The sequence below is a fragment of the Pseudarthrobacter sp. J47 genome (genome assembly GCF_049810315.1).
Taxonomy (GTDB): domain Bacteria; phylum Actinomycetota; class Actinomycetes; order Actinomycetales; family Micrococcaceae; genus Arthrobacter.
This window is the reverse complement of the sequence record NZ_CP187359.1, coordinates 1-20,187: the sequence shown is the minus strand read 5'-3', so window position 1 is coordinate 20,187 and position 20,187 is coordinate 1. Positions and strand designations below refer to the sequence as shown.

General features: G+C 64.6%; 24 protein-coding genes and 4 pseudogenes. 4 read left to right on the top strand and 24 right to left on the bottom strand.

Going from position 1 to position 20,187, the window contains the following annotated elements:
- Positions 1-212: 212 nt before the first annotated feature.
- From ACPJW8_RS18225 to ACPJW8_RS18175, 11 genes are all read right to left on the bottom strand, one after another.
- Positions 213-734 (bottom strand): thermonuclease family protein, encoded by a 522-nt coding sequence (locus ACPJW8_RS18225; RefSeq protein WP_330194021.1) that lies wholly within the window; start codon positions 732-734, stop codon positions 213-215.
- A complete protein-coding gene (locus ACPJW8_RS18220; protein WP_330194020.1) occupies positions 731-922 on the bottom strand; it encodes a hypothetical protein in 192 nt (63 codons plus the stop codon). The genes ACPJW8_RS18225 and ACPJW8_RS18220 overlap by 4 nt, the downstream gene beginning before the upstream one ends.
- Positions 923-951: 29 nt before the next feature.
- On the bottom strand, positions 952-1,203 hold the full coding sequence (gene nrdH, locus ACPJW8_RS18215; protein ID WP_330194019.1) for a glutaredoxin-like protein NrdH: 252 nt from the start codon (positions 1,201-1,203) through the stop codon (positions 952-954).
- Positions 1,204-1,567: 364 nt separating this feature from the next.
- Complete coding sequence (locus ACPJW8_RS18210; protein ID WP_330194018.1) at positions 1,568-1,771, bottom strand: hypothetical protein; 204 nt, start codon at positions 1,769-1,771, stop codon at positions 1,568-1,570.
- A gap of 70 nt (positions 1,772-1,841) precedes the next feature.
- Positions 1,842-2,204 (bottom strand): hypothetical protein, encoded by a 363-nt coding sequence (locus tag ACPJW8_RS18205; RefSeq protein ID WP_330194017.1) that lies wholly within the window; start codon positions 2,202-2,204, stop codon positions 1,842-1,844.
- A gap of 31 nt (positions 2,205-2,235) precedes the next feature.
- Entirely contained in the window at positions 2,236-2,445 is a 210-nt protein-coding gene (locus ACPJW8_RS18200; protein WP_330194016.1) for a hypothetical protein, read from the bottom strand.
- Positions 2,446-2,755: 310 nt separating this feature from the next.
- Positions 2,756-3,169: a hypothetical protein gene (locus tag ACPJW8_RS18195; protein ID WP_086991050.1), complete on the bottom strand. Its 414-nt coding sequence runs from the start codon at positions 3,167-3,169 to the stop codon at positions 2,756-2,758.
- Positions 3,170-3,211: 42 nt separating this feature from the next.
- The gene (locus ACPJW8_RS18190; protein ID WP_330194015.1) at positions 3,212-3,502 is read right to left on the bottom strand and encodes a hypothetical protein; all 291 of its coding nucleotides are present in this window, start codon (positions 3,500-3,502) and stop codon (positions 3,212-3,214) included.
- Positions 3,503-3,909: 407 nt separating this feature from the next.
- Complete coding sequence (locus ACPJW8_RS18185; protein WP_330194014.1) at positions 3,910-5,940, bottom strand: hypothetical protein; 2,031 nt, start codon at positions 5,938-5,940, stop codon at positions 3,910-3,912.
- Positions 5,941-6,177: 237 nt separating this feature from the next.
- On the bottom strand, positions 6,178-6,417 hold the full coding sequence (locus ACPJW8_RS18180) for a hypothetical protein (RefSeq protein ID WP_330194013.1): 240 nt from the start codon (positions 6,415-6,417) through the stop codon (positions 6,178-6,180).
- 186 nt (positions 6,418-6,603) lie between these two features.
- Positions 6,604-6,801 carry a hypothetical protein gene (locus ACPJW8_RS18175; RefSeq protein ID WP_182784970.1) on the bottom strand — a complete coding sequence of 66 codons (198 nt, stop codon included), beginning with the start codon at positions 6,799-6,801 and terminating at the stop codon, positions 6,604-6,606.
- Positions 6,802-6,829: 28 nt separating this feature from the next.
- Between ACPJW8_RS18175 and ACPJW8_RS18170 the strand changes: the two are divergent.
- Positions 6,830-7,593, top strand: a pseudogene (locus ACPJW8_RS18170) (IS6-like element IS6100 family transposase).
- A 53-nt stretch (positions 7,594-7,646) separates the two neighbouring features.
- On the opposite strand, the pseudogene ACPJW8_RS18165 reads toward ACPJW8_RS18170, so the two are convergent.
- The 7 genes and pseudogenes from ACPJW8_RS18165 to ACPJW8_RS18135 form a co-directional block, all read right to left on the bottom strand.
- A pseudogene (locus tag ACPJW8_RS18165) lies at positions 7,647-7,979 on the bottom strand (recombinase family protein); the annotation flags it as partial.
- Entirely contained in the window at positions 7,976-8,800 is an 825-nt protein-coding gene (locus tag ACPJW8_RS18160) for a Fic/DOC family protein (protein WP_045246259.1), read from the bottom strand. The pseudogene ACPJW8_RS18165 and the gene ACPJW8_RS18160, both read right to left, overlap by 4 nt.
- Before the next feature lie 4 nt (positions 8,801-8,804).
- Positions 8,805-9,041: an antitoxin VbhA family protein gene (locus ACPJW8_RS18155; protein ID WP_045246244.1), complete on the bottom strand. Its 237-nt coding sequence runs from the start codon at positions 9,039-9,041 to the stop codon at positions 8,805-8,807.
- A 171-nt stretch (positions 9,042-9,212) separates the two neighbouring features.
- Positions 9,213-10,139 (bottom strand): AAA family ATPase, encoded by a 927-nt coding sequence (locus ACPJW8_RS18150; RefSeq protein ID WP_330194441.1) that lies wholly within the window; start codon positions 10,137-10,139, stop codon positions 9,213-9,215.
- Positions 10,126-11,562 (bottom strand): Mu transposase C-terminal domain-containing protein, encoded by a 1,437-nt coding sequence (locus ACPJW8_RS18145; RefSeq protein WP_425256494.1) that lies wholly within the window; start codon positions 11,560-11,562, stop codon positions 10,126-10,128. Before ACPJW8_RS18145 ends, ACPJW8_RS18150 begins: the two co-directional genes overlap by 14 nt.
- A gap of 9 nt (positions 11,563-11,571) precedes the next feature.
- Entirely contained in the window at positions 11,572-12,138 is a 567-nt protein-coding gene (locus ACPJW8_RS18140) for a recombinase family protein (RefSeq protein WP_045264163.1), read from the bottom strand.
- Positions 12,139-12,253: 115 nt separating this feature from the next.
- Positions 12,254-12,385: pseudogene (locus ACPJW8_RS18135) on the bottom strand (recombinase family protein); the annotation flags it as partial.
- A 164-nt stretch (positions 12,386-12,549) separates the two neighbouring features.
- Here ACPJW8_RS18135 and ACPJW8_RS18130 point away from each other — a divergent pair.
- Positions 12,550-12,996, top strand: a complete 447-nt coding sequence (locus ACPJW8_RS18130; protein ID WP_425256493.1) for a TOBE domain-containing protein — start codon at positions 12,550-12,552, stop codon at positions 12,994-12,996.
- The gene (locus ACPJW8_RS18125; protein WP_329864036.1) at positions 12,986-13,645 is read left to right on the top strand and encodes an HAD family hydrolase; all 660 of its coding nucleotides are present in this window, start codon (positions 12,986-12,988) and stop codon (positions 13,643-13,645) included. Before ACPJW8_RS18130 ends, ACPJW8_RS18125 begins: the two co-directional genes overlap by 11 nt.
- A 639-nt stretch (positions 13,646-14,284) precedes the next feature.
- Here ACPJW8_RS18125 and trpS read toward each other — a convergent pair.
- A complete protein-coding gene (gene trpS / locus ACPJW8_RS18120) occupies positions 14,285-15,319 on the bottom strand; it encodes a tryptophan--tRNA ligase (protein ID WP_330194026.1) in 1,035 nt (344 codons plus the stop codon).
- 394 nt (positions 15,320-15,713) lie between these two features.
- Between trpS and ACPJW8_RS18115 the strand changes: the two genes are divergently transcribed.
- Positions 15,714-16,295, top strand: coding sequence for a recombinase family protein (locus ACPJW8_RS18115; RefSeq protein ID WP_330194025.1), 582 nt, complete (start codon positions 15,714-15,716; stop codon positions 16,293-16,295).
- A 309-nt stretch (positions 16,296-16,604) separates the two neighbouring features.
- Here the strand turns inward: ACPJW8_RS18115 and phnN are convergent, their stop codons facing one another.
- The 5 genes and pseudogenes from phnN to ACPJW8_RS18090 all read right to left on the bottom strand — a co-directional run.
- Entirely contained in the window at positions 16,605-17,819 is a 1,215-nt protein-coding gene (gene phnN, locus ACPJW8_RS18110) for a phosphonate metabolism protein/1,5-bisphosphokinase (PRPP-forming) PhnN (protein WP_329864283.1), read from the bottom strand.
- A complete protein-coding gene (locus tag ACPJW8_RS18105; RefSeq protein WP_330194024.1) occupies positions 17,816-18,676 on the bottom strand; it encodes a hypothetical protein in 861 nt (286 codons plus the stop codon). Before ACPJW8_RS18105 ends, phnN begins: the two co-directional genes overlap by 4 nt.
- Positions 18,677-18,688: 12 nt before the next feature.
- Positions 18,689-18,940, bottom strand: coding sequence for a hypothetical protein (locus ACPJW8_RS18100; RefSeq protein ID WP_425256492.1), 252 nt, complete (start codon positions 18,938-18,940; stop codon positions 18,689-18,691).
- Between the two features lie 130 nt (positions 18,941-19,070).
- Complete coding sequence (locus ACPJW8_RS18095; RefSeq protein ID WP_196971805.1) at positions 19,071-19,862, bottom strand: ParA family protein; 792 nt, start codon at positions 19,860-19,862, stop codon at positions 19,071-19,073.
- A gap of 88 nt (positions 19,863-19,950) precedes the next feature.
- A pseudogene (locus ACPJW8_RS18090) lies at positions 19,951-20,187 on the bottom strand (single-stranded DNA-binding protein); the annotation flags it as partial.

The following is a 20,187-nucleotide window of genomic DNA, read 5'->3' as shown; positions in this document are numbered from 1 at the left end:
GCCTCCCTTGTTCACGCGATCCGTGCGGATGACGCGAGCGAAGGTGTAGGGGCGGCCGTTCTTGTCGGTGCGCAGCTCGGGTGCCTTGGCCAGGTTCCCGGTGAAGCTGATGAAGGTGGTCATGATCTTTCCTCTCGGTTCGGTTTCGGGGTTATGGGGTTTATAGGTCTATTGTACCTAATAGGTCTAGTCGTGTCTATGGTTTCGGCAGATTATCCGGTGCAGCTCCCCCACATTCCCAGCGCGTCGGCCTGCGCTGCGCGCTCTGCGTCGCGGTGCTCGGCCTGGCCGATGTAGGGCGCATCGTAGGTGTACTCGTGCGCGGCTCCTGCTTCGAGCAGCATGACGGCTGCGCTCTGCCCGTCGATGTAGACATGGCGCAGCAGTCGCCCATAGCGGTCGGTGTCATCCTGAGTAGGATCGGCGCGTAGCTCGACCGCCTGCCCGTAGACCATTGCGTTCAGCTCGTCGCGGGCCTCTTGCGCGTAGCAGTCGTCCTGCCCGCCGTCTCGGTTGATTTCGGGTGTATCGAGGCCGATGAGGCGCACGCGCGCCTCTCCCCCGGCCGTCTGCACGTCGATGGTGTCGCCGTCTACTACGGCGATCACTTGCGCACTCTCGGCGGGCAGCAGCTCGGCGTCGGCTGCGCTCGTCTCGGTGCAGCTCTGTAGGCCGGTGGCGCTAGCGAGTGCGAGCACGCCTGCAAGGATCGTGCGCAGCGCGGCCGCCCTCACTTGCTCTTCCCTTCGAGCCGGTCGATAGAGCGGATCATGCGGTCTTCCCACATATCTTTCTCGCTCGATCCCATTTCATCCCAGCCCAGCGGGTACTTGATCCCGGCTGCACGGATGCGGTCTTTGATCTTCTGGTGCTCGGCCTCTCGCTGCGCGATCCACGCGGCGCGCTCTTCTTTGGTCAGCATGATATTTCCCCCTTATGGGTCTTATGGGTCTATTCCGCGGTGTCAGTGAGTCGCTGCGAGAGCGCTTCGATCTTGTCGGGTCGAAAGCCTGACCAGTGCTCGTCATCGGTGACGACGACGGGTGCCTGCATGTAGCCCAGCCCCTTGACGTACTCGGCGGCCTCGGCGTCGGCGCTCACGTCGATCACCTGGTAGTTGATGCCCTTGTTATCGAGCGCCCGATAGGTCGCGGTGCACTGCACGCAGCTCGGCTTGCTGTAGACGGTGACTGTAAAGCTCATGATCGGTTCCTTTCCTGCCCAGTGCCTCGGTTCCCTCTGACACTCCCCTCACGTTTTTTTGCCGTGAAGGCACCATGTGCCTTCGTAGCGAGCGCAGCCGGAGGGCAAGTGACCGTGGAATACCGGAGCGGCCGAGCGCCAGCGAGAGACGCGAGGATATGCCGCGAAAGCACTTGCGTGTAGGTGGAGCGAACGTAGAATGCCGCAGGCTTCACGGCAAAATACGATTTGAAAGATGGGCGGCCGCGCAGCGGCCGACACATGGCCGCCCTCTGTCGGCGGCCCCGGTCGCGGATGCGGCCGGTGCAGCGCCCCGGCGCTGCCGCCTGGTGCCCGCGGCCGAACGGCCGCGGGCGGCGGGCACTCATTCGCTGTACTCCTGCGCTGCCCTGTTGAGCGCATCGAGCGCAGCGGTGATTTCGATGCTCTGCTTTGCGGCGCTGAGCTGCTGCCACTCTTCGCCGTGCTCGGCCTCGGCCCACTTGTGCGCCAGCTCGACGGGGGTTCGGCCGATCAGCTCGCGGCCGTCTTCGAGAGTGATGGTCAGGTGCTCGGCGGTGATGGTCATGGGGTCAACCTTCCAAGTTTGGGGGTTATGGGGTTTATAGGTCTATTGTACCTAATAGGTCTAATGGTGTCTAGGCCTTTTTCGATTCGGCTTTCGCTGCCCACCATTGGCGGGCGTCTTCGACCGCCTCGGCGTGCGTAGCTCGAACGGGGGAGCGGCCGAAGCGGGCTTGCCACCCTTCGCCGCGTACCGGCTGCACGTCGGCTCCGCTCACCTGGTGATCTGTGACCAGCTCCCAGAAGTCCGGGTAGGTGTTCATGCGGTAGCTGCCCAGCTCGCCGCCGTCGTGCTCGACCTCGATAGCGATGACAGTTCGCGATCCTTCCTCGCGGCGGTGGCCGGTGACGGTAGCGAAGCTAAGGCAGGTGCCCCGGCCGCCCAGGTTGAGCAGGCCCATAACGCGGGTGCCAATCTCAGGAACTTTGATGCTCATGGTTTTATCTCCTTTAGGTCTTATAGGTCTATTAGTTGATGGTTTCGGGGTCGCGGGTCAGCGTGTCCACGAACGTCACGAACTCGGGGCCGGTGATCGCCACGGTGTTTGCGAGCCTGTAGCCGCTGCGCGCGTAGCTCATCAGGTCTTCGTCGCGCTCTGCGAGCTTGCGAAGCTGCCGCGGAATCTCGGTGTCGTCCACGATGGGAACGATGGTCGTGATGGTGCTGATGCTCTGCATGGTGTCTCTCTCCCTCTCGTTTTTTTGCCGTGAAGGCGTTTACGCCTTCGTAGTGAGCGCAGCCGGAGTGCAACCCACCGTGGAATACCGGAGTGAGCGCAGCGAGCGAGGATATGCCGCGAAAGGGGTTGCGCGAAGGTGGAGCGAGCGTAGACTGCCGCAGGCTTCACGGCAAAAGAACGCGCAGCGTTCCGGTATGGTCGGCCGCTTGCGGCCGTCGATGTAGGTGGGGGAGCGCGAGGGGCGGCTGCCCCTCGCCCGCCGCCGAGCTGGCGGCGGGCTGCGACTGGCTCTAATGGCCCTTATAGGTCTATTGCTGCCAGTAGCGGGGGTTCAGTGCCTCGGTGCCGTCGTAGTCCAGGGCGAGCAGGACGCGGGCGAGCTGGTCGATGTAGACGCCTTCGATCTTCGCGTGCTCGATGCCGCGGGCGTACTCGCGCACCTCGATTTCGATTTCATCGAGCGGGGTGGTGCTCACGAGCACGGCCATGTTGCGAGCGGCCGCGTAGCGGTCGCCGGTTCGCGTGAATGGAAGGATGCGGGCGGTGAACAGTAGGCCGCCGCGGTCGTAGCGGCCGGGCACTGCTGCGAGCTGGCTTGCACCAAGCGACATGAACACGCCGGGGCCGATTGCCTGGCGGAACTGTTCAGCGGTCGAGCGGTGGAACTCGTCAGCTCCGGCGATGTGTGCGGTGTCGAACGGGATAACTCGGGTGGGCTTCATGGTTTTACCTTTCGTTAGGTCTTATAGGGCTTATAGGTCTATTTAGGCGGCGATGAGCCGGTCGCGCTCGGCGTCGTCCAGCCGGTAGGCGAAGCTGCACGAGCCGAACCATTCGGCGGCGGCCGTCGCTGCTTCCTCGGTCGAGTACAGGCCAAGAATGCGGGTGCATGGGCAGTTGAGCACGGCCCAAGCGTTCGCGGTTCGGCTCTGGCCACACTCGCACGCGATCCGCTCGGCGCACTGCTGCGCCTCGGTGTCGGTGCCCTCGGCCGCGTAGCCGATTCCAACGGGTGCCAGTCCGGCGCAGCTCTTGCAGATGTAGGTGGTGGCCATGTTCTCTCTCCCTCACGTTTTTTTGCCTTGAAGGCGTTTACGCCTTTCGCAGAGAGCGACGCCGGAGTGCAAGTGACCGTGGAATACCGGAGTGAGCGCAGCGAGCGAGGATATGCCGCGAAAGCACTTGCGCGCAGGTTGAGCGAACGTAGAATGCCGCCAGGCTTCAAGGTAAAAAACGCGAAGCGTTCAAGCACTGCGGCCGCTTGCGGCCGTCACTATGGTGCAGCTCTTCGAGCTGCACTGCTTTGTCTGGGTCGCGGTGCGACCCTCGTGTTACTGCTTGGCTGTCCACACTGTGTGCAGGCCAGCCCCGCGATAGCTGGGCTGTGCACATTGTGGGCAGGTGAGGCTCTGCGTCGGTGTCCACATGCTGCCGCCTGCTCCGTCAGGTGGCGGCCTGTGCGTCATCCGACAAAGCGAACGGTCGTCGTGCGGTCGGTTCGCTCACGATAGGGCTGCCGCGCTCCGCTGCGCTGCGCTTTGCCTTCGAGGGGGTCTGGTTGCGTCTCGTCGTGGGAACGGGGGAACGGCACTGTACCAATCGGCTTTGCGCCGAGTACATCCATGATGATGCGTTCGGCGTCGGATACGGGCACGGGTCGCGGCCGAGCTGGCGGAGTAGTGCCGGTGATGATGCAGCGGGCGGCGCGGTAGTCGGCGCGGCCGTTGGCGGTGCGGGGATGAATCGGGCGAGGGGCTGGGCCAAGGTCAGGCACGAGCACGAGTTGACCTGGTGCGGGGCGCTTCGGGCGTTCAGCTCGGGGCGTGTTCATCCAGTCCAGCTCGGCGCACCACCAGGCCCACAGTTCGCGCTCGACAGCGTAGCGCTCGGCGCGAGCTGCCAGGCGTCCAGTGACGCCGCGGGCGTCGGCCGCTGCATCGCGGCGGTCGGCGGCGGGCTTGTGCCAGCCGTCACGGCTGAGCAGCAGCACGTCGGCTTCGATGAGTCGGGTAAGTGTCTGTACCGTGTGAGCTGCGTCTGATCCGGTGAGCTGGGCGAGTTCTCCGAGTGAGAGAGGATCGTGAGTGCAGCGTGCATAGACGTTCCCAGCGTGCAGCCCTAATGCTCCGAGAGTGAAGAGGTCATGTGCTGCGTCGTCCAGCCGGTTTGTGAGTTCGAGCAGCAGCGCGTTTCGTGCGGCTGCGCCGCTGCCGGGGGGGCGGTGGGCGACTTGTGACCGGGCATCTACTGGGTTGCTGTGGATAACGACGTGAGGGCCGATTTTCCAGTGTGCGGCGCTGCGGCCTTCGGCCTCGTTGGTGCGAATGATCCAATCGTCTTCTGCGAGGCGCAGTAGCGCTGTGCGCGCCGTTTCACGGCCGATGCCTGCCATGAGTGCCAGGCGTCGGGTATCGGCCTCCAGATCGGCGCTGAGGGCTTGCAGGGCAAGGATGCTCAGCGCATCGAGCACGCGACGGTCAGCGGGGCCGCCTCCGCGGTTCCATCTGCCGGGGGCGGCGTCTGCGCGGCTCTGTACGGCGAGTACATGCGCGGCGATAGCGTCGGCGCGTGTGTCGAACGTCTCATCGCGGCCGACGATGCGGCGGCCGCTGGCGATGTAGGCAACGGCGCGATCCCATTGGCGGCGCAGCACGCGCGCGCGTTCGTCAGGCCGACGTGCGATGCGGCGGCCGTCTTCGTTGCGGGTGCGTGCGTGTTCCAGGCCGGGGGCTGTGTCGAGCACGCGGGCTACGTCGCTGTAGTGCCAGTGTGCGGCGGCCGCGCCGGTCAGCACGCGCCAGAGCACGGCGCTAGCGTCGTCGGCGGCGGCGTTGGTGCGCAGCGCTGCGGCCGCTGCGGCCGCTAGGGGGCGTTTGGTGCCGGGAATGTGGGGGTGTTTGCGGTCGTCCTGGGCTGTGTCGGCCGAGAACGTGTCTGTGCGCTCCGTAGCGGCCCGATCATTGACGAGCTGGGCCAGGCGCTCAACGGCGGCCGCTACGGCTGCCGTGGTGCCACTGGGGCGCGTGAGCGAGTCCAGATTGCCGTCGATGACGGTCGAGCTGCCGCCGTGGCGGTGTGGTGCACCTGGTGGGCGCACGCATCCGGCCGCGGGGTTCATGATGGGGGAGAGGTCGAGCGTTGTGTGCAGCACCTTGGCGAGCCGTGCGAGCCGGTGCACCAGCTCGGCCGCGACTCCCTCGCGTAGCGCGATCCAGATATGACGGCCGCCCTGCGGGCCAGACTGGCAGACGACGGGGGCAAGGCCCGCGTCGATGAGGAGCCGCGCGAGCGCGGCCGTGTCTTGCTCGGCGGCCTCGGCCGCCTCGGGCGTCTTTCCGTCCAGGTCGAAGCAGAGCAGCCGGTAGGCGTGCTCGCGGTCAGTGAGGTAGATCGCCCAGGGCCGCTCAGGCGCGGCCGCGGTAACCGGCGTGATGTGCTGCGGCGGGTAGCTGTTGAGCGTGCTGCCGTCCTCGTTGACGGCTGCGACGCGCACGGTAGGGCGGGGGCTGATCGCTGCGGTGATCGCCCATGCGTCGGCAACTGAAAGTTGGGTCGCGCATATCTTGCGGTCTGTTGCTATGATGGTGTCACCTCCTAGGGCACCTCCTGGTAGGCACGCGAAAACCTCCGGGCTTTTGCTCCACCTGATCCGATTCGGTCGCCAAACTTCATACGGCTCAGGTAATGACTTCTCCGATACCCCAGCTCCCCGAGCTGGGGTATCGCTCATTTATGCGGTGTCAATGGGTAACTCCCCTTCGTTTGGTTCAGGCTGAGGCATCCAGTTCGGCACGCCGCGGTCGCTCAGCTCCGTTTCCAAGTGGTCGATTACCAGTTCGAGGAACACACTTGAAGTCACACCGGAGTTGCGCGCGATCTGGTCGAAGCGCTCTTTGCGGTGCAGCTCGATTGACCACGCTGCGCGCACGGGCGCGATGCGTGATCCTCGTGGTGCTCGCCTAACGGTCATGCCACCACACTACAGGTAGATGTAGAAGTAGCGCCACCAAAGACACGTTGATTGCTTGGCGTGTCGTCGGTAGTCGCTGTTCTTTGTAGAAACCCTCATGGCGATCGCGCAGCCGGCGGCAGGGGTTCCTACAAAGACTGAGGGCCGGTAGCGCGTTAGCGTTACCGGCCCTCAGTGCTGGTGGGGCTACAGGCCGCGTGCAACGGCGGCCGCCGCACCGAGCCATGCGCGCTGAGTTGCGGGGCGCAGCGCCGCGACGTTTAGCCAGCCTTCGACCATCTGGGGGTCGTGGGGGATTGTGGCGACCTCGCGTGCGAGGCTGGTGAAGCCGTTGACGACGGTGCTGATGTTGGCTCTGTTGCAAAAATCGTGAAGCTTGAGCATGCTTGGCGGAGATTGGACGGACGGAACGATGACGGATTTCAAGTGGCGCCATTTCCAGGGTGATGTGATCCTGTGGGCGGTGCGCTGGTATTGTCGCTATCCGATCAGCTATCGCGACCTTGAGGAAATGCTGGCGGAACGCGGCATTTCGGTCGACCATACGACGATCTATCGCTGGGTCCAGTGCTACGCCCCGGAGATGGAGAAGCGGCTGCGCTGGTTCTGGCGGCGTGGCTTTGATCCGAGCTGGCGCCTGGATGAAACCTACGTCAAGGTGCGGGGCAAGTGGACCTACCTGTACCGGGCAGTCGACAAGCGGGGCGACACGATCGATTTCTACCTGTCGCCGACCCGCAGCGCCAAGGCAGCGAAGCGGTTCCTGGGCAAGCCCTGCGAGGCCTGAAGCACTGGGAAAAGCCTGCCACGCTCAATACCGACAAAGCGCCGAGCTATGGTGCAGCGATCACCGAATTGAAGCGCGAAGGAAAGCTGGACCGGGAGACGGCCCACCGGCAGGTGAAGTATCTCAATAACGTGATCGAGGCCGATCACGGAAAGCTCAAGATACTGATCAAGCCGGTGCGCGGTTTCAAATCGATCCCCACGGCCTATGCCACGATCAAGGGATTCGAAGTCATGCGAGCCCTGCGCAAAGGACAGGCTCGCCCCTGGTGCCTGCAGCCCGGCATCAGGGGCGAGGTGCGCCTTGTGGAGAGAGCTTTTGGCATTGGGCCCTCGGCGCTGACGGAGGCCATGGGCATGCTCAACCACCATTTCGCAGCAGCCGCCTGATCGGCGCAGAGCGACAGCCTACCTCTGACTGCCGCCAATCTTTGCAACAGAGCCATCCCGAACAGGGCACGGCCCATCGGGGTCGTCGTGTCGATATCCGGCTCGGTGAGGCTCTTGATGTTCACGCCCCGCTCGTGCAGGTCGGTGATCGTCTCGATGGCCATCTTCTCGCTGCCGGCGAGACGGTCGAGCCGGCGCACCATGAGCGTGTCGCCGGGGCGCAGGTAGTCCAGGCACGCGAGCCACTGCGGCCGGTCCTTGACGCGGCTGGACTCGCCGTGGTCGACGAACACGCGGCCGGCGCCGGCCGCGCGCAGCTCGGCCTCCTGAGCTGCCGGGTTCTGGTCATGACGAGACACCCGTGCATAGCCGACGACGTTGCTCATCGGCCCTCCCCGAGGTCGTTGCCGTACCGAGCGCCCGGCGTGTAGGGCGCACTCCCCCGGCCCTGGATGCCGCCGGCAGGCGGCGTGCTCCGTGTCGCGTCCGTGGCGGCCTGCGGGTAGCTCGCGCGCAGCGCCGAGCGGCCGCGTGTCGGGTCGTCGAGCCCGCCCGTCTGCCCCTGCCGGCGGTCGACGGTGATCGCGTCGAACACAGGCACGAGCGACCGCGGATCGGGAGCGTACGAGTACAGGTCCGGCCCGCTGAGCGCCGATCCCTGGTTCCACACTTCCGGCGTGACGCGGGCGTAGTCGAACGCGAAGCGGCTCTGCTCCGCGACGTGCTGCATGAACAGCTTCGACGTGCGCCCGTTGCCCTCCCGGAACGGGTGGGCCTGGTTCACGTAGGCGAACACCGTCGAGCTGTGAGCGATGAAGTCGCCTCGGTCGAGGCGGCGCCAGTCGGTCGAGGAGACGAGCTGGTGCACGTCCGACAGGTAGCGGTCGACCTCGCCCGTCTTGACGTCACCGAAGCCTCGGCCGACGCCCTTCGACATGTTGACCGTGCGGTACTCCCCCGCCCAGGCGTAGACGTCCTGGAACAGGTGGCGGTGGATCGCTCGTAGGTGGGAGCCGTCGTAGGTCTTGGCGATCGCCACGGCGCCACCCTCGATCTGTTGCGCGCGCACGTTCGTTCGCACGTACTCTCGTCGTGCCAGCTCGGCGGGATGCCGCTCGTCGAGAAGGTTGCGCAGCGTGCCGTTGCCGGTCAGCGGGTCGATCGTCTCCGGGTAGAAATACGACTCCCAGGTGTCGAACCGATCCACCACGTCAGCGTGCGGCGACGGCGCCGACCGTGCGCAGCGCGGTCGCGTCGGCTCGACGGATGTACTCGTCGAAATCAATCGCACCGCGCGCGTAGTCGGTCAGGTTCTCCACGTCCTCGCGGGTGGGGTTGAAGCCCTCGTGCCAGCCGGCGGCGAGGGACTGACGGACGGAGTTGCGCTGCACGTCGTCGAGCTGCACGAACAGCTCGGGCCAACGGTCCTCGACGTCGAACGTCTGCATGGTGGGCTCCCCTCTCGCGGGCTCTCGATCTATTCTACCGTGTATCCCGAAAACGGTCTAGATGCGGTTTCGGTCTGAACGGGTTTCGGGTCTGGGTTTCGGGACGGGAATCGTCGGCGTGTCGACGTCGGCTGTGAATCGCGGCGGTAGGTGTCGTGGTTTCGGCGCCGTTTAGCGTCCGATGAGCAGGGCTTCCTGGGCGGCGTCGACGGCTTCGGGGGTGAGGTGGGTGTGCTTGTTGATGGTGAGGATGCGGTTGACCTGGGTGACGAGCCGGTCGGCCAGCCGGAAGTTTCCGTTGGTCGCTCGGACGATCGCGGCCAGAGCTGCCGTGTGCGCGAGACCGGAGTCATCCGGGTTGGGGTCCGGGAGACGCTGTGCGACGACGGCGGTAAGTTCGTCGCTGCGGAGGGGCCGGTATTCGTGGGCGAACCCGATGCGGCTGTAGAGCTGGGGGTAGCGGGCGAGGCGTTTCTCGATGCCGGGCATACCGATGAGGATGACGCCCATTCGGTGGCGGTCGTAGAAGTCGCGGACTTGTTCGAGTCCGGCGGTTTTGAGCCGGTCAGCTTCATCGATGATGAGCAGTTCGGTGTTCCCGCTGTGCTGGGATTCGGCGTGAACGTAGGGGTCGACGTGGCCGTGCTGGGCATAGTCGATGGCCCAGGAGATGTGTTGGCAGGCTCGAGGCAGGCCTTGGTCGATCTGCTTGATGGTCGCGGCGACGGTAGGTGTGAAGAAGGCCGTTCTGCTTTGCTGGACCGCTTCGGGCACGGGCGGCAGGGCACCGCCGCTGCGGGAAAGTGGGTGCCATTGTTCCCATTCGTCGGTGCCGGCGTAGTGGCGGGCGGAGAGCGTCTTGCCGATCCCGGGGGGTCCGTAGCAGAGGCCGATGTAGCGGTGGGAGCGGACTGTGTCTGCGAACTCCTTGAACCGGCGGTGCTCCCGCGTGGTCACGAACGCTGGCCGCGTGTCTGCGTGGGGCGGTGGTGCTTCTCTGAATTCGTCGAAGTGGCCGCTGAGGAACCGGCGCCCGTCGTCGCCTGGTTCGAAGAGGACGGAGATGGGTTTGCTGTTGTCTGGCTCAGTCGTTGGCATAGGTTCTCAGTCCGTGTCGGGCCGGGGGTGGCGCTGCGCGGTCGGGGGCTCTCTCCGTTGCCGGCGCAGCTTCGGGGCTGTGGCGGGTGTCTTCAGGTATTGAGCCGGCGTGAGCGGTGAGCTCGCGGAGCTGCTGTTTCAGGGCACGGCGTTGCTGGTTCCTCGCCGCCTGCAGATCGGTGAAGGACACGGTCTGGGAGGAGCGTTCGGGTGCGATCGCGCGACACAAGAACGTGTTGTCGTGGAACACTCGCACCTCGCCGAGGTCGCGGGGGTCGTACCGCACCGTGACGTCTTCGCCGACGTATGCGGCGAGGACCGGTGAGATGTATCGGGTCGATGCGAAGCGGATCCCGTCGCGTTGTACACGTCGGGTTGTGGCCGCAGTCAGCAGGAGGGAATCGATGTCTTCCGGGTGGGCGGGCATTCGAGGGATGAAGCTCTCACTCCGCCAGCGTGCGTGCGGGGCCTCGCCGGTCGCTGAATGCGTTCGTTCGTTGTACTCGTTGACGATGAATCGCTCGAGCACGTCATCGAGTTGGTGAAAGGTCAGGCTGGGTTCGCTGACGGGTGCCCCACCAGTGCCGTGCGGGATAAAGCCGGGCAGGTGCGGCAGCAGCTCGGTCGTGATCGTTCGGTAGAACCGTTCGATCTTGCCGCGCCCCTGCGGAACGCCGACCCGGGAGTGAATCAAGCGCACGTGGAGGTCGAGGCAGACGTGTTCGATCCTGGTCGAGGTGAAATCGGACCCATGATCGCTATAGAGGACGTCCGGGAGCCCCGCCACCACCCACTTTGAGTTCCGTTTCCGAGCAACCGCCTGATGGAATGCCAGCGCGGAATGCTCGGCGGTGGGTGCTGAGACCCCGACCGTGTAGCCGGCGACCGCGCGTGAGTAGTCGTCGAGCACGATCGTGAGCCAGGGTCGGACGGGTTGCTGTCGATCGTTGAGGATCATCACATCGAGCAGGGTGTGATCCATCTGCCACTGCTCATTCGGGGCAGACGTCGTGCGGCGGTAGACCAGTTCGAACCGGTCCCGGTATGCGGCGTCCCCGCCGTGAGCGAGGGCCGTGAGACCCGGGTCGAGCGCGCGAACGATCTCGCGGACCGTGGTGTATCCCGGTGCCGACAATCCGCGATCCCGAGCAATGTCACCGATGCGACGGTGGATATACGAGATCGTCGGCGCGGGCCGACGCACAGCAAGCGCCTCGATTGCGGTTACCAGTTCGGCGGCAGTGCGCGTCGACCCCTTATCGCGGCGAGGTGCTCTCGCCAGCCGTCCCGTCTCGATCCGAGCTGCCCATCGTTGCAGAGTCCGCACCGCAACGCCGGAGTGCTCCGCAAGACGCGTCCATGGCACACCGTCCTGGTGTTGGCGCACAAGCTCGGCCTTCTGCCGGTCGCTGAGGTGCGCCACGATGCCTCGTCAGGCCCGCTCGACGTGCTCGGCCAAGTGCCGATAGATCGTGGGCCGGGACACCCCGAACGTGTCGGCAATCTCTTGGACGGTGTGGCCGCCCTCGTCGTACATCGCCCGGGCCTGCCGGATCTTCGTTGGCGTCATCTTGAACTTGGGGCCACCCTTCCGCCCGCGTGCGCGGGCGGCCGCGAGGCCGTCGTGGGTGCGCTCCACGATGAGGTCGTGCTCGAACTCCGCGATCGCGGCGAGCATGTGGAAGAACAGACGGCCACCCGGAGTGGTGGTGTCGATGCCCTGCGACAGGGCCTTCAACCCGACCCCACGCTGCTGCAGCTCGTCCGCGACCTGTTTGAGGTTTCGCACAGACCGGCCGAGCCGGTCAAGCTTCGTCACCACGAGCGAGTCACCCTCGCGCAGATACCCGAGGGCATCCGTCAGCGCCGGCCTCTTCGCCAGGGTGCCAGATGCGTGTTCGACGAAGATCTTGTCGCACCCCGCAGCTTCGAGGGCATCGGTCTGGCCGTCCGGATTCTGGTCTCGGGTCGAGACGCGGGCGTAACCGATCGTGGCCATGCCTCAGCGTATCGCGAACGCCGCCTGCTTTACATAGATCGCCGACACGAGTCATGAGATGTGGAGTTGACCGGTAAGTGGCGGTGTTCTGTGATCGCTCGGTGTCGCAGGCGACTTAATCCTCGAGGACGCGAGATCTCTGGTAGAACCTCGCTCGAGACATCCCCAGGTCTTGGGCGACTTGAGCTGCAGGCTCACCACCTTCGACTAGACGGATAGCGTTCCGGATCTGGCTGTCGGTAACGCGTCGCGGACGGCCGCCAACTCACCCACCCCGTTCGAGGAAGCGTTCTACGCCTACCAAATCGACCACACTCAGCTAAGAGTGATCAAATGGGGCGAGTCTTCATCTGACTCAGGTATCGAGAGAGCGCGTTGCCTCTGGCTTCGCGCCAAGGAACGGGAGACGACATGGGACACGGCGGAGGCAACCGCGGTCATAGACGCGGCGACAATCACGACCGCGGATACGGACGCGGCGACAATCACGACCGGGGATACGGACGCGGCGACGACCACGACCGGGGATACGGACGCGGCGACGACCACGACCGCGGATACGGTGGTGGAGAATCGAGAGGGCTGATCGGACGCGTCATCCGGCGGCCGGAGCGTCTTCGCCTCCGAGAGGCCGCAGATTACCGAGCGACCGGCCTCGTCCATACAGTGATCTTCGAGGGGGAGACGCAGGTCCTTGAAATCACGGTGGATGGCGTCCCCGCCGCGGTTCGCACGGATCGCGGCGTCTCGGTTCATCGCGGCGAGTCCGTATCGATTGGCTTCAACGCATCGGACATTCTGCTGTTCGACGCCGAGACGGGTGCCCGATTGCCACGCGACGGTGCTCATGCCGAGTAGGGGCGGCGCCGTCCTGTGGGATCTCGATGGCACGCTCATCGACAGCGAGGCGAGCTGGGCGCACGCGTGCGCCCAGCTCTCGCGCGAGCTTGGAGCGCATCCCTGGGATCCTGAACCGGCAGAGATCTCGGGCATCTCCATTCCTGGTCTTGCGGATCTCCTCCGTGAGCGTGGAGCTCGTAGTGAACGCCGTGTGGTCGTGAAACTGCTGGCGGAACGAATGGAGGATCTCAATCGTCGCGACGGAGTCTTGTGGCGCCCGGGGGCGCTCGACCTGCTGGAGACCCTGCAGCGTGCGGGCGTTTGCCAAGGACTCGTCACGATGTCCCCCTCGCGCACCGCAGCCACCGTCCTCGAACAGCTACCTCACCCATACTTCGCCGACGTAACGACGGCAGATATGGTCACCCGTCCAAAACCCGACCCAGAGGCCTACCGGACAGCTCTCCGCAACTTACGCGTCTCTGGCTCGCAATCCGTGGCAATAGAAGACTCCACCGTTGGGGTGCAGAGCGCGCGAGGCGCGGGTCTCCGCGTGATCGCCGTACGGGGCTCCCAACCCGTCGAGGCACAGGATGGCATCCAGGTATGGGAGTCGTTCCGTCATCGCGGGATCGATGACGTGATCGCGGCGGGCTTGCGACTCTGAGGCGTCTCTGGATCGAAAGCAGTGCCAGTACCCCTGCGCGTTGCACTGGAAACAAGCTCGCGAAACCCATGAATCTAGAGATATCTCACCGGCCGCACTGACTCGACTAGTCCCCGGGGAGCGTCCTCTCGTCTTGCCCGCCCGCCAGCTGACGGTAGCTTCACGTACCCCGGTTCGTCTGGAGCGGGGTGGCGGAGGCGCTCGAACAGGGCATACCGTCCATCCACCAGACGCGATCTACGTCGCTATCGTCGGACCACTTGCGCATCCTCAGCGCGACGAAAGCTACATAGCTGATGTACAGCGGAAGGCAGATGAAGCTAACCAGGATGATCCATCCGTCCGGTATGCCCCAGCACTAAACGCTCCACTTCACCAGAAATATGAAGACTGGGAGTGGTGCCAAGAGTGCCGCAACGGCCAGCGCGGACCCCTTTGACACCAACCGCGCTTGCCTAGACGCCTCAGGTGTCGTCTCCATGCGGCGGCGGTAACACACCCCATGCGCGTAGGGGCAGTGGAACCGACCATCTAACCGGTTCGCGAAACCCATGGGTTATGCGACAGGGAGGTTACGAGACACATGCGCCCGGTCGGGGACTCACCGAGGACGGCGAGCAGATTCGAGGCGCGGCCGGTTCAGTACAGCATCCCCATCACCGCTCGTACCTCGTCGAGAGTGCTCTGTGCGATCGATTGGGCACGGGCGTTGCCCTCGCGGAGCGCCGTTGCAGCGTCGGCGTACGTGAGGGCAGCGCGGCGTGCTCGGTGTTCCCGCAAGAACTCGTTCACCGCCTCGATCGTGAACTCCTTCAACGCGCCCGCACCAGCACTTCCGATCTCGGCGGCGATGTCCTCCGGAGTTCGGCTGAGCACGATCGCCGCTGTTGAGAGAAGGCCAGCAACCTCGGGCCGGTTCTCGGGATCGTAGGCAATGGTGCGTTCAGAATCGGTGCGGGCACGTTTGATTACTGTTGCTGTTTCGTCCGCCGTCATACCTAGTGCGATCGCATTGCCGTAGCTTTTGGACATCTTGCGGCCGTCGAGTCCCGGCAGCTCGGGCACATCGGTGATGAGCGCGACTGGCTCTGGGAAGACCTCGCCATATCGTTCGTTGAATCGGCGCGCGATCGTTCGCGTGACCTCGACATGCGGAAGGTTGTCTTTCCCTACTGGCACGAGGTTGCCCTTGCAGAAAAGGATGTCCGCAGCCTGGTGGACCGGGTAGGTGAGAAGTAGCCCACTCAGCGCGCGGCCTGAGGCTGAAAGCTCAGCCTTGACCGTCGGGTTGCGATGCAACTCGGCCTCCGTGACCAGGCTCAGAAACGGGAGCAGAAGCTGATTGAGCGCCGGTACCGCTGAGTGAGTGAAGATCGTTGTCGATTGTGAATCCAGGCCCGCTGCTAAATAATCAAGGACCGCTCCGTAGACATTCTCACGAACGTTGCCCGCAGACTCTCGATCGGTGATGACCTGATAGTCAGCCAGGATGACGAAAGTCTCAACTCCGGCGATCTGCAGCCGCACTCGTTCTCTGATTGTCCCGAAGTAGTGACCGAGATGAAGCTGTCCAGTGGGTCGTTCGCCCGTAAGGACCCGATAATGCTCGGGGTGCGCCGAGATTGAGGCGCGCAACTCCGGCATGCGTTCGGCGGTGGCGGTGAATGAGTCCATGTCTGCTCCGATACTCAGGGAGCTACACGGACGTTAGTACCGCGAATTTCGCGGGCTGCCGTGCAGCCCGCGCGTGTGCGTTACGGCTGCTTGTGCAGCCACCACCAGGACGAAACGGCGAAACGCATGGAAAGAGCATAGCGTGACCCGCTTGTCGCCGCTAAGAACGCGGTTACCCCATGGCGAAGATGCCGCGCGCCCGATGTGCGCCACGGCCGATGTCTCATAACCCTAGGGATACGAGACGTCTCATCTGCCTGAGTGTTGAGGACTTCGGACACTGACATGGTTCGCGAGTTTCCCAGGCTCGGCGATTCTCACAACTATGTCTCACAAGTGATTGACAAGATACGAGTACACACCCATAGTTGCGAGACACCTGGAGAACCCTGAAATGGCAAAGCTGATCGGCTACGCACGAGTGTCCACCCGCCAGCAGTCGGCGGATCGCCAAGAAGTGGACCTTCTGGCTGCGGGCGTCCGCCGAGATGATCTGTACACCGATCACGGAGTCTCCGGTGCCCGCGCATCTCGCCCCCAATTCGATCGCGCGATCGAAGCAATCGAAACCGGCGACACCCTCGTCATCACCACACTGGATCGGTTGGGCCGATCGACACAGAACATGCTCGCCTTCGCAGACGAGCTCCACGCTCGAGGCGCAGGATTGCGCGTGCTGAACCTGGGAGGCGGCGACGTCGACACGTCCACGCCGATGGGGTCGATGCTGTTCACCGTCATGGCAGCACTCGCGCAGATGGAACACCAAATCAAGCGCGAGCGCATCGTTGACTCGATCAGCAAACGACGCATCGCCGGCAAGGATCTCGGCGGACGCCGACAGCGAGTCACGGACAGCCAGATCCGCAACGCCCTCCACCTCGTACAAAGCGGCCAGCCAACAGCACAGGTCGCCCGCGACCTCGGAATGTCCCGCGCAACCTTCTACCGCCGGTCAAGAGCACTCACCGATTAGCACTCGACCGCAAAGTGTCGGTTTGTGCACACCAGTACAGATCGGGCGTTGTCCACAGTCCCCAGCACAATGCCCGGATTACTAGGGCCAGCTGTGCCGACGACTTCGGACAATGACACATCTGGTCGTCGACGTCGACGAGGCTGCCGAAAACGATCGTTATCGCCTGCCTGTACAAGTACGTGGCGATGTCTCCACGTTCAATCGTTCAGCACGTCAAGACCCTCGGCCTCTAGCTCGAACCGGAGTTGGACTCGACCCGACCAATAGGGAGAAAGCTCCTTGAGACGAGTCTGCGCGTGACGGGAGTCAGACGCCGTGGGCGGCGAGGAACTGGCTGACGTTCGCATGACGGAAGGCACCCAAGTTCTCCCGGATCTTGTCGTGATCCCAGTCCCACCACGCCAGCGCGATGAGGCGTTCCGCGATGTCGTCAGGCTGTCGACGGCGAATTACGGTCGCGGGTACGCCTGCAACGATGGCGTAGGGAGGCACGTCCTTGGTCACGACAGCACCTGCCGCGACGACTGCCCCGTCGCCGACGATGACCCCAGGCTTGATCTGAGCTCCGTGGCCGATCCACGTGTCGTTGCCGATCACGGTCCGACGCGCGGCGCGGGCCGAGAAAACTTCGTCATCATCATCAGCGTCGCCCCAATACTTACTGCTCCGGTAGAGGAAATGGTGCAAAGACGCACGGTCGAGCGGGTGGTCGACCGCACCCACCCTCACGAAGCTCGCGATGTTCGAGAAGCGACCGACAGTCGTGTTCGCGAGATCGGCGTAGCGGTCGCAGTAGCTGTAGTCACCCAGTTCGCTCGCTGATACGCGCGACCCCTCTCCGACCTCGGTGTACCTGCCGATCACGCTGTCGGTGATGACGGCTCCGCCGTGCACGATCCCTTGTGGCGGCAGGGGGTTTCCGTGGCCGGCGGCAAGGTCCCCACCCAGGTGCTCCGCCGCCGGCCCTTCCACGAGACACTCAATCGTGAGGGCAAGGAGATCTCCGCCCTCCGTGATGGTGCCGTGGTTCTCGATGACGGCGTCTTCCGCCCAGTGCGGGGCAGGGTCGGCGCGTCGAAGGCGTTGCTCGATGTCATCTCCCGCTTCTCTCCCGCGCTCGCGAAGCCGAGAGGCTCTCACCTCATCGCTCACGGTTATCCGGATGACTACGAGCGATCTGTATCTTTTCTTCAAGGCCCCGAGGACGGAGCGCGATACGTTCACCACCACTGAGCGTCCGGCGCTCAGGTGCTCGTCGATCTCCGTGGTGAGCCCGTAGCGCAGTCCGTGCGCTGCCCACTCGACCGCGAACTGCCCTCGCGCCGAGAGCACATCGAAGTCCGTGTCAGACAGCGGAAGGTGGTCCTCACCAGCGCCCGGTGGGCGGGTGATGCAACGGCGGGGATAGACGAGGTCTGCGCGTGCGCGCGCACGAGCTCGGGCGATCAGCGAGTCTTTGCCTGAACCGCTCGCACCGATGATGGCGACGAACGTGCCAGCGATCATGTCGGCCCCGGTCATGCGACGCGTACACCTTCGCGATAGACACTGCGCACGACCGGCACGGACGCTCCACCGTCGAAGCGGTGGTCTCGAACGCGGATGACGTCGGCGCGGGTGCCGGCCTCGATGCGCCCTCGGTCGTCGAGGCCGATGGCTGCTGCAGCGTTTCCACTGAAGAGCATCGCGCCCTGGGAGAGCGTGATCGAGCCGGCCGCTACGAGCTTGAACACTGCCTGCAGCGGACTGAACGGAACGTAGTCGGACGAGAGGATGTGCAGCAGCCCGCGTTTCAGCAGTTCCGCTGCCGCGACATTGCCGGACTGGCTCCCGCCGCGAACGATGTTGGGGGCGCCCATGACCGTGAGCATGCCGTGTTCCAGGGACGCTTCGGCTGCCGCGACGGTCGTCGGGAACTCCGCGATCTTCACACCGAACGCCGCCGACTCTTCCACCTGCTCGCGTGTCGAGTCGTCGTGGGCGGCGAGTGTGATTCCGCGCACCGCAGCGATCCCAGCAGCGTTTTTGCGATTCCGGTAGGAGTGCAGCGCGGCCTGCTCGATCATGCCGGCGATGTAGGCGTCAATCTCCCCCTCGCCGACGATCCCCTTGCCGAGGTAATACTTGCGGAACTCTGCCACGTCCTCGAACTGCCGCTGCCCCGGGGTGTAGTGCGTGCCGTCCTCGGTGCGGCTGTGCCACTTGCCGAGCTGGTCAATCACCTGCGCCAGGTGGTCGATAGTCGCGCCCAGCTCACCGAGCAGCCGGTATGAGTCGCGCGGGTGCGGTACATCGCGGGTTGAGTGCGCGAGCGTACGCGCCAGCTCTTCGGCCTCGGCGGCGATTTCGAGCTGCCGCTGTTCCTCGTTGATTGCCATTGTGGTTACTCCCTACTCCATCGGGCGGCCGGGTGACAGGCTGTGCGCGGGTGCGCCCTCGAACGGTCGGCCGCCGTTCAGCTCGGTTTCGAGCTGCACTACCTTCTCGAGAATTGCTTCAAGCTGGAAGTCGGAGAGTGACCGATACGGCCGCCCTGCGTTCCTCGCTGCGATGAACGCTGCCCGGATGCGTTCGCTATCCTCCGGGGCCGCGTAATAGCCCATCTTCGTGCGGGTGCCAGGCTTCGAGCTGGCGGCCGTCACGGTGCGCTTTGGCGCAGCGGGCGCTGCGGGTGCTGTTCTCTCAGGGGCCGGCTGTGCCGTCTCAACGCGGCCGCTCGTCGGCGCTACGGGCGACATGCTGCCGAGTTGTGAGCGTCGGCGTTCGGGTTTCTTAGACATGAGCAGTTCCCTTCATAAGCTGGTCGATGTGTGCGGCGTAGATCGCGGCGAGGTCGCGCGCCTGCGCGTCACCTTCGTCCAATCCGCGGGCCGTCTCGGTAGCATCTGCGATTGCCTGCCGCTTCGGCACGGGTGGGGTAAGAATCGGGAGCTGTGCGGCCTCGGCGGCCGCCGTCAGCTCGTCAGCCCAGTAGCCTCCCGCGAGCGTGTGCGCCTCGTGCGCGTTGAGCACCAGACCGGCGACCGTGAGCTGCGGGTTATAGTGCTCGCGCACCTGGCCCACGGTGGTCATGAGCTTCGCGAGGCCGTTGACGCTCCACAGCTTCGACTGTGAGACGATCACGACTGCCTCGGCTGCCGTGAGCGCGCTGATCGTCAGCGGGTCGATAGCGGGGCCACAGTCGATGAGCACCAGGTCATATTCGGCCTGGATCGCGGCGAGCTGCGCGCGCAGCCGCGATTCGCGGCCTGGCTCCGATGAGATAACGAGTTCGTTTCGCACGTCGGCCAGGTTGTCGCCCACGGTCGGCGCGACCGTGAGGCCTTCCCAGATGCCGGGCACGAGCACGTCAGCCAGCGTGTCTTCGCTGCGGCTACTGAGCGCGTCTGCCACTCCGACGTCGCCCTCTTGCATGTCTTCGGTGAGAACGCTGGTGATGTTGCCCTGCGGGTCGGCGTCGATCACAAGCACGCGCTGTCCGTCGAGGATCGCGGCGCGGGCGTGGTGGTAGACGGTCGTGGACTTCCCCACTCCGCCCTTCTGGTTGCAATACGCAAGAATCATGGTGCCCTTCTTTCAGGTCTAATGGTACTAATACCCCTATTGGGGGCAGATAGTGGGCTGCACCTTGGCAGCCCACTATCTCGGCGGTCTAGTTCCGGCGCTCGACGGTGACGGTCTGGCCGCGAAGGCTCACGGTCACCTCTGCATCGAGCACCTTGCGAACGGTGCGGGTGTTGCCCTCGTCGTTCGTGTAGGTGTCCAGCAGCTCTTCGCCCGCGACGTTCACGCGCACGTTCCCGCAACGCTCAGCGAGGTCGCACAACGCCTCGGCGTCGGCTCCCCAGACTGCAACGTCGTAGCCTTCGGTGCCGCCGTCCTCGAACTC

What these genes read in the sequence shown, in the direction of transcription:
- ACPJW8_RS18220 (WP_330194020.1), bottom strand. Translation starts at nt 922, where the DNA reads ATGCTGACCAAAGAAGAGCGCGCCGCGTGGATCGCGCAGCGAGAGGCC.
- nrdH (WP_330194019.1), bottom strand. Translation starts at nt 1,203, where the DNA reads ATGAGCTTTACAGTCACCGTCTACAGCAAGCCGAGCTGCGTGCAGTGC.
- ACPJW8_RS18210 (WP_330194018.1), bottom strand. Translation starts at nt 1,771, where the DNA reads ATGACCATCACCGCCGAGCACCTGACCATCACTCTCGAAGACGGCCGC.
- ACPJW8_RS18205 (WP_330194017.1), bottom strand. Translation starts at nt 2,204, where the DNA reads ATGAGCATCAAAGTTCCTGAGATTGGCACCCGCGTTATGGGCCTGCTC.
- ACPJW8_RS18200 (WP_330194016.1), bottom strand. Translation starts at nt 2,445, where the DNA reads ATGCAGAGCATCAGCACCATCACGACCATCGTTCCCATCGTGGACGAC.
- ACPJW8_RS18195 (WP_086991050.1), bottom strand. Translation starts at nt 3,169, where the DNA reads ATGAAGCCCACCCGAGTTATCCCGTTCGACACCGCACACATCGCCGGA.
- ACPJW8_RS18190 (WP_330194015.1), bottom strand. Translation starts at nt 3,502, where the DNA reads ATGGCCACCACCTACATCTGCAAGAGCTGCGCCGGACTGGCACCCGTT.
- ACPJW8_RS18180 (WP_330194013.1), bottom strand. Translation starts at nt 6,417, where the DNA reads ATGACCGTTAGGCGAGCACCACGAGGATCACGCATCGCGCCCGTGCGC.
- ACPJW8_RS18175 (WP_182784970.1), bottom strand. Translation starts at nt 6,801, where the DNA reads ATGCTCAAGCTTCACGATTTTTGCAACAGAGCCAACATCAGCACCGTC.
- ACPJW8_RS18155 (WP_045246244.1), bottom strand. Translation starts at nt 9,041, where the DNA reads ATGCAGACGTTCGACGTCGAGGACCGTTGGCCCGAGCTGTTCGTGCAG.
- ACPJW8_RS18150 (WP_330194441.1), bottom strand. Translation starts at nt 10,139, where the DNA reads ATGCCAACGACTGAGCCAGACAACAGCAAACCCATCTCCGTCCTCTTC.
- ACPJW8_RS18140 (WP_045264163.1), bottom strand. Translation starts at nt 12,138, where the DNA reads ATGGCCACGATCGGTTACGCCCGCGTCTCGACCCGAGACCAGAATCCG.
- ACPJW8_RS18130 (WP_425256493.1), top strand. Translation starts at nt 12,550, where the DNA reads ATGGGACACGGCGGAGGCAACCGCGGTCATAGACGCGGCGACAATCAC.
- ACPJW8_RS18125 (WP_329864036.1), top strand. Translation starts at nt 12,986, where the DNA reads ATGCCGAGTAGGGGCGGCGCCGTCCTGTGGGATCTCGATGGCACGCTC.
- trpS (WP_330194026.1), bottom strand. Translation starts at nt 15,319, where the DNA reads ATGGACTCATTCACCGCCACCGCCGAACGCATGCCGGAGTTGCGCGCC.
- ACPJW8_RS18115 (WP_330194025.1), top strand. Translation starts at nt 15,714, where the DNA reads ATGGCAAAGCTGATCGGCTACGCACGAGTGTCCACCCGCCAGCAGTCG.
- phnN (WP_329864283.1), bottom strand. Translation starts at nt 17,819, where the DNA reads ATGACCGGGGCCGACATGATCGCTGGCACGTTCGTCGCCATCATCGGT.
- ACPJW8_RS18105 (WP_330194024.1), bottom strand. Translation starts at nt 18,676, where the DNA reads ATGGCAATCAACGAGGAACAGCGGCAGCTCGAAATCGCCGCCGAGGCC.
- ACPJW8_RS18095 (WP_196971805.1), bottom strand. Translation starts at nt 19,862, where the DNA reads ATGATTCTTGCGTATTGCAACCAGAAGGGCGGAGTGGGGAAGTCCACG.